Genomic DNA, 5,455 nt, shown 5'->3' with positions numbered 1-5,455 from the left:
AGCCCAGAACCCACTCCCGCAGACACTTACCGCTTAACCTGCAGAAACAGGATCACGCGAAGATCGATTCATACACCACGTCCGTGGACGTGACCTGTGACGTCTCCCCAGGTTCGCAGGCTCGATGCCGGATGAAACGGACAAGAGAGGACGACAGTTCACCCCGCCCAACTCGCCCGCCTCGATCCAGTTCGGCACGGGGATCACGGAGTTGGCGCCCCGTTCGGTGAAGGACCTGATGCTGATCGTCGAGGACATCGAGGCCGCCCGGGAGGAATTGATGGGCCACGGCGCGGAGGTCAGCGAGGTGTGGCACGGTTCCGGCGTGAACAGCGTGGGGCGGCGCGTGCCCGGCCCGGGTCCGGAGCGCCGGTCCTACGGCAGCTAGATGTCGTTCTCGGATCCTGATGGGAACAGCCGGCTGTTGCAGGAGGTGACGGAGCGGCTCCCGGGCAGGGTGTGGTCGACGGATGTCGCAGGGCCGGCCGAGCTTCTGTACGAGACGGCCGAACACCATGGCGCTTTCGAGGCGGTGGCCCCGAAGCATGACTGGTGGGACTGGTACGCGGCGTACCTGGATGCCCGTGAGCACGGCAGCACCCCCGCGGTGGCTTCCGCGGCCGCTCGACGCTACATGGCCGAAGTCAAGCATGTCGTCTGACACGTCGTCGCGGCGCGAGCCGGAACTGGCCGGGCAGACCATCGTCGTGATCGGTGGCAGCGCGGGGATCGGGCTGGAGACAGCTCGGCGTGCCCGTGCCGAGGGTGCCGAGGTCATACTCACCGGCCGCGATCCCGACCGGCTCGAACGAGCGGGGCTGGAGGTCGGCGCGCAACGCACCGCAGCCTTCGACGCCGACGACGCGGCCGCCGTACAGCGCTTCTTCCATGACCTGCCGGCGATTGACCATGTGATGGTCACGGCCGGCGGCCCACGCTACGGTCCTGTCCTGGAGATGGACTCAGACGACGTACGGCAGGCGATGAGCGGGCACATCATGCGGGCGCTCGAGATCGCGCGCAACGCCGCAGGCAAGATGCGGCCCGGGGGCACGATCGTGCTCATGGGCGGCACAGGGGGCCGACGGATCGGTCACGGCCTCGGGATCGTCTCGGCGGCCACCGCGGCGCTGCCTCCGTTCACGGCGACCCTCGCGATGGAGCTCGCGCCGGTTCGCGTCAACCTCATCGCAGCAGGTTTCGTCGACACCCCGTTGTCGGCCTCGCTGCTGGGAGATCGGCTCGAGGAACGACGGAACGAGCTGCGCGCCACGCTCCCGATCGGCCGGGTCGTGGGGCCCGCCGACGTCGCCGCGCTCGCCGTACACATCATGGCCAACACGGCGCTCACCGGTGCGACCTATGACATCGACGGCGGCCAGCAGTTCGTCTACTGACAGAGGGTGAAGACCAGGGGGAGCTGATATCCGCCGGCCGTCACCGAGTGTTCCGACGCCTACTGGCGGGTCACCTTCGACAATCCGCGCTGCAGCGGATGGCCGCGCGCGAAGCGGAGCGGGCGCCGACCGGAACAGCGCCGGTATCGGCCTCCCTGCGACGAAAGTCCGCCAGCGGTTGGCAGCGCAGGCTGGTCAAGAAGTCTGGGCGGCGTACGTCGATCGTCACAGATGCGGTGGTCAGGTGGTTTTGACCTGGCCACCGTCGATGATGAATTCCGCGCCGGTGATGTTGGCGGCGCGGGGCGAGGCAAGGAAGACGGCCAGGTCGGCCACCTCCTTGGGTTCGGTGATCCGCCCGGTGGAGATGGCCATCTCGCGCGGGACCACGTCGTTCAGTACTTCCTCCGCGGTGACCCCGGCGCCGGCTGCGACGTTGTCGGCGAAGGCGCCCGGAGCGGTCCAGAACGGCGTGCGGACCGGCCCGGGGGCGATGGCGTTGGCGCGTACGCCGCGCGGGGCGAACTCCTCCGACAGCGCCTTGGTGAGGTTGGTCAGCGCGGCCTTGGCCGCGGAGTAGTCGATGACTGAGGGGAAGGGCAGCCGGGCGTTGATGGAGCTGATGTTGACGATCGCCCCGCCGCTGTCGGCGAGCAGGTACGGCAAGCCGGCACGGGTGGCTCGGACTGCGCTGAAGAAGGTCAGGTCGAAGACGCGCTGCCACTCGGCGTCGTCGATGTCCAGGAAGCTGGAGCGAGGGCTGGCGGTGCCGAGGTTGTTGACCAGTACATCGATCGTGCCGTGCCGGTCCGCGGCGGCCTGGATCAGCCGGCTCGGGCCGTCGGCGCCGCCGAGATCGACAGGGACGAAGATGACGTCATATTTCTCGCGCAGGGTGGCGAGCTCCGTGGTCTCGGTCCGGCTGCCCGCGACGACGCGAGCGCCCTCCTGGCCGAACGCCTCGGCGACGGCCAAGCCGATGCCCTTGCTGGCGGCGGTGATGACGGCGACCTTGCCCGCGAGGTTCAGCTCCATCGGAATCCCCCGATCTCGTGATTGCGCGAAAGTCCGCGCAATCACGTACAGGGTTTCAGTGTCACCCTCTGACCAGCGAAGTCGCCAGCCGCCGCCCCGATGAGAGCAAGGCCTTGGGCAAGGTGTGCCCGGCCCCGGATGCGATGGTCGATCGCATGCGCGCGGCCGTCGCCGCGGGCGCGCAGACCCGCCATGGCGAGCGCGAACTGGAAGCGTTCCTGGACCGATTCCGCTGACCTCTCCCCGACTGCTGAGAAGCTTCGCCGAACGGGGCCGCGCACGCCCGTAGCGTGGCCGACGCCAAGGGGCCCGACATATCAGCAGACCTGCCGCGCCCCGCCGGGAAGATCGACTACGCGCCTGGGCGGTCTTTCTAGTGCTGTGACCACATTGGTTCGCCGAGGTGGTGGTCATGGTGATGGGATGCGAGGTGATGCCAGGTCCGACCGCTGGAGGCGGGTAAGTCTGGAGGGTGGAGGGGGAGGGAGACAGCCGCGGATCGCTTGGTGCCGTGCTCGTTCTGGCTCAAGCAACGTTCGCGAGCGCCGGGCAGTCTTGCCGGATGCCCGGGTCGGGGGCCAGTGCCCTTGCCGACGCGCCGGCATACGGGCAGAAGACGACTTGCCGAGTGCCGGAGTGAGGGTGGAGATGGCGATTGAAACGGCGTCACGCTCGTACCTGCCGGCCGAACAGGCGAGGCCGCCCGCCCACGGTCCGCTCCATCCGTGCCCTCATCCTGCGCCTGGTTCGCGAAAATCCATCGTGGGGCTATCGGCGGGTGCACGGCGAGCTCACCACACTCGGCATCGCGATCGCACCGTCCACGGTCTGGGAGATCCTCAAACAGGAAGGCCTCGACCCGGCACCCGAGCGGGCATCCACCACCTGGGCCGACTTACTGCGCTCGCAGTCCGACGCCCTGCTGGCCTGCGATTTCCCGGCCGGTGCCTGGACGGCGCAGCATGCCCGCCACCGGGTGATGCCACACAGTCACATCAGCGAGCATCGACCCACCCCGTCACGCCACATGCGATGGAAATGCTAACCCTCGATGAACGTGATCGTCTCGTCGAGCGGTGCCCGGCCTGTACGGACGTAATCCACCATGACGTCCTCGAACCCGATCGACATGCCGCAGAAGAGGATGAGCTCGTCCGGGGGTGACAGGATCTCCGCGACGGTCTTGCGATACACCGACCACGCCATTTTGCGGGCAACTGTGCAGCCCTTCGGCGCGCAGCAGCAGCATGACGGTCTGCAGATACATGCCGAGGTCAGACCATTGGGGCAGGCCCAGGTCGCGGTCGATGTAGCAGACCAGCGCGGCGGGCGCGCCGAAAAACTGCCAGTTCGCGGAAGCGGCCCTCTGGCGTGCCTCCCAGTCCTCGCTCGCAATGCCGAGTGCGCTGTAGCCCTCATGGCCGAAGGCGGATCGGCGCTCGCGGTACGGGGACTTCAGTACGGGCGGGTACATCTCGTACTCCCGCTCGTCCCAGGGGTCGCCTGCGGCCACGCGCTCGCCAGCGCGCTTCTTGAGCTCGGCCAGCGGCCCGCCGGTCAGCACGTAGGCGCGCCACGACCGGAGGTTCGATCCGGAGGGCGCCCAAGCCGCGGCGGACAGCACGCGCTCCAGCACCTCCCTCGGGACAGGCCTGTCGGTGAACCCGCGGGCCTGCCGCGGTCGCCGACACGTTGTGGATCGTCGCCGCGATGATCGCGCTGACCTTCCTGGCCGGCTTCCTGCTGCCCAGAAAGGCCCGCGAGGCAGAAGCCGCCTCGTGAGCGCGATGTGAAACAGAACTTAGATTGTCTGTCACTCTGGCCCCCGTGGATCGTGTCCGCCCAGCTCGGCCTCCGCCGCCGCGAGGGCGACTCGGCAATATGTGTCACATTGCTGGATGGTGCCCATGTCCGTCGTGGCCTTTCCCGGCCAGCCCAACCCGCCACCAGCGCGACGACCGCAGCCGCGGTCGAGCGCTTCCTCCATTCCATCACCGCGGCCACCACCCGCGCTGGCTACGCCGAGACCCTCACCCGCCTGACCACCGTGACCGGCCCGGAGCACCCCGTCGCCGCCCTGAGGGGCGAGCTTGTCACTACCCGGATGGCGGGTTGGTCATCCACTCGCTGTAGGGCCTCCAGAGCGCGACGCCTGGCGTCGGCACGCTCATCGAGGACGAGCGGCAGGTATCAAGAAAGCTGCCATAAAGTGACGTTTGCCCAGGTGCAAGGGGGTGTCCGTATACATGAGACGCACAAGCGACTTTCACCTGAAAGGAACATCTCATGGGGCGCATTTCCCGTTCACTTCTCGGTCTCGCCGCTGCCATCGCGACAGTCTCGGCAGCTTTCGCCGCACCGGCTGCGGCGCATGCCTCTACCGCGCGCATGCCGTGTAACCCCGCCTTCCAGCCTTCCGGCTTGATCGGCGAAGTCTGGCAGTCCACGGGCGCCGGAAACGGGGAACTAGCATGCCCGGTTGCAAAGGAACGCCAGCATGGACAGGGTGCCATGCAGGAGTTCTGGTGGGGCACCATCGTTCGGTCGCCGAATCTGGGACCTCGCGGTGTGATGACCGTGGTCGACAAGAACAACGGCAAAATCGTCTTCCGCTGGAAGAACGTGAGTGCCCTTCCATGGGATTACTTCGAGGTCGCCTACAACACCAACCCGGGCCTGGGCAACAGGACCCACGTATTCAAGGCTCCAGCAGCAACTCCGTCTAGTGGTTCAGTGACTCTGCGGCTGGGGCAGGGCGCGGACTTCGCCGTGACCACCAACGGCCACGCCGGGCGGGAGAGCACGATGAATTTCTCGGTCCGAGGTTGCCAGGTCCCCATCGTTGTTCATCGTTGTACTCCGTGGAGCGACGTCGTCTCCTACACGTGGCAGCACGAGTAGGACGATCAGGGCCGCCGCCAGTGCCTTAAAGGGGCTAACAGAATGATCTCTGTTGTGCTTTGATCTCTCGCTGTAGTGATGGCGAGAGGAGCGGGGATGGCCCGGCTGAAGCCGTGGGAGGT

General features: G+C 67.2%; 7 protein-coding genes and 1 pseudogene. 6 read left to right on the top strand and 2 right to left on the bottom strand.

Going from position 1 to position 5,455, the window contains the following annotated elements; translation table 11 throughout:
* Positions 1-124: 124 nt before the first annotated feature.
* The 3 genes from ACWEVS_RS45850 to ACWEVS_RS45840 are packed head-to-tail and all read left to right on the top strand — an operon-like array spanning position 125 to position 1,397.
* Positions 125-388: a hypothetical protein gene (locus ACWEVS_RS45850; protein WP_452557500.1), complete on the top strand. Its 264-nt coding sequence runs from the start codon at positions 125-127 to the stop codon at positions 386-388.
* Complete coding sequence (locus ACWEVS_RS45845) at positions 389-661, top strand: hypothetical protein (RefSeq protein ID WP_452557498.1); 273 nt, start codon at positions 389-391, stop codon at positions 659-661.
* Positions 651-1,397 carry an SDR family oxidoreductase gene (locus ACWEVS_RS45840; protein WP_452557496.1) on the top strand — a complete coding sequence of 249 codons (747 nt, stop codon included), beginning with the start codon at positions 651-653 and terminating at the stop codon, positions 1,395-1,397. Before ACWEVS_RS45845 ends, ACWEVS_RS45840 begins: the two co-directional genes overlap by 11 nt.
* 240 nt (positions 1,398-1,637) lie before the next feature.
* Here the strand turns inward: ACWEVS_RS45840 and ACWEVS_RS45835 are convergent, their stop codons facing one another.
* Positions 1,638-2,432, bottom strand: coding sequence for an oxidoreductase (locus tag ACWEVS_RS45835; protein ID WP_452557494.1), 795 nt, complete (start codon positions 2,430-2,432; stop codon positions 1,638-1,640).
* Positions 2,433-2,449: 17 nt separating this feature from the next.
* On the opposite strand from ACWEVS_RS45835, the gene ACWEVS_RS45830 reads away from it, so the two are divergent.
* Both ACWEVS_RS45830 and ACWEVS_RS45825 read left to right on the top strand, forming a co-directional pair.
* Positions 2,450-2,668, top strand: coding sequence for a hypothetical protein (locus ACWEVS_RS45830; protein WP_449931671.1), 219 nt, complete (start codon positions 2,450-2,452; stop codon positions 2,666-2,668).
* A 542-nt stretch (positions 2,669-3,210) separates the two neighbouring features.
* Entirely contained in the window at positions 3,211-3,477 is a 267-nt protein-coding gene (locus tag ACWEVS_RS45825) for a hypothetical protein (protein WP_452419166.1), read from the top strand.
* On the opposite strand, the pseudogene ACWEVS_RS45820 reads toward ACWEVS_RS45825, so the two are convergent.
* A pseudogene (locus ACWEVS_RS45820) lies at positions 3,451-4,092 on the bottom strand (nitroreductase family protein); the annotation flags it as partial. The gene ACWEVS_RS45825 and the pseudogene ACWEVS_RS45820 sit on opposite strands and share 27 nt — an antisense overlap.
* A 626-nt stretch (positions 4,093-4,718) precedes the next feature.
* Here ACWEVS_RS45820 and ACWEVS_RS45815 point away from each other — a divergent pair.
* Positions 4,719-5,333 (top strand): hypothetical protein, encoded by a 615-nt coding sequence (locus ACWEVS_RS45815; protein WP_452557492.1) that lies wholly within the window; start codon positions 4,719-4,721, stop codon positions 5,331-5,333.
* The last annotated feature ends 122 nt before the right edge of the window (positions 5,334-5,455 follow it).

This window comes from Nonomuraea sp. NPDC003754 (assembly GCF_053605785.1).
The sequence above is the reverse complement of the archived record's forward strand: the minus strand, read 5'-3'. Positions and strand labels throughout refer to the sequence as shown.